At 43.9% G+C, this 953-nt stretch carries 2 protein-coding genes; one reads left to right on the top strand and one right to left on the bottom strand.

Features of this window, described 5'->3' with window-relative positions:
• A partial coding sequence (locus A3738_RS07990) for an iron-sulfur cluster assembly protein (RefSeq protein ID WP_156504087.1) occupies positions 1 to 224 on the bottom strand: 224 nt, incomplete at its 3' end.
• Between the two features lie 231 nt (positions 225 to 455).
• On the opposite strand from A3738_RS07990, the gene A3738_RS07985 reads away from it, so the two are divergent.
• Positions 456 to 953, top strand: a 498-nt coding sequence (locus tag A3738_RS07985; RefSeq protein WP_156504086.1) for a class I tRNA ligase family protein, incomplete at its 3' end; no start/stop codon positions are given.

The raw sequence follows: 953 nt of genomic DNA, 5'->3' as shown, positions 1-953 counted from the left end.
ACACTCGCTACCCCATCTAAATATTCAATCTGAGTACTGAGCAGTTGCTGCACTGCGCCGTGTAACCCTAAGCTTGCATAGGGCAGTTCTATACGAACCGAGACCTTTCCGTCTATCTCCTCAACCGATTTAACTGCACCAATGTCATACAAATTTTGTTGTAAATAAGGGTCGATGTATTGCGCAATCGCATCCTTTAATTCTTCAGCGTTGACCTGACTCATAACTTATCCCCTTATACATAGCACTGACTTGAAAGTTGGCTTCACCCCTCCACTAAATCGAGGCAGATAAAAAAAATTCAAGCTTATAAAGCGAATCTAAGCATATAAGCGTAAGAAAGATGAAAAGTATCGCTTAGATCGGTATGATAGCGCCGCATTTTTCTGTGCTAGGCTCATGCAGCTTAGCAGTGCGATCACAACCTCCTTTTGAATGTTTGAGAGACTTATTCAGTGCGTAAAATTCTTGTTACTAGTGCTCTACCCTATGCGAACGGCCCGATTCACTTAGGCCATTTACTTGAGTATATTCAAACGGATATTTGGGTACGTTTTCAAAAGAGCCGCGGAGAACAATGTACTTATGTGTGTGCCGATGATGCGCATGGCACTGCCATCATGTTACGCGCCGAAAAAGAAGGCATTACACCAGAACAACTAATTGATCGCATCAACCAAGAGCACCAGCGCGACTTTGCTGGATTTTCAGTCGGTTTTGATAACTACTATTCAACGCATTCACCTGAAAACCAAACGCTCGCAGAATCAATCTACACCGCACTAGACAAAAACGGAAAGATCGCCCGTCGTAGCATTACGCAAGCATACGACCCTGAAAAAGAACTGTTCCTAGCAGACCGTTTTGTTAAAGGAACCTGCCCGAAATGTGGCGCTGAAGATCAATATGGTGATAACTGCGAGAACTGCAGTGCAACCTATTCACCAATGGAG

The organism is Oleiphilus sp. HI0066 (genome assembly GCF_001635725.1).
Note: the sequence above shows the minus strand (reverse complement) of the source record. Positions and strands in the feature narration are given on the sequence as shown.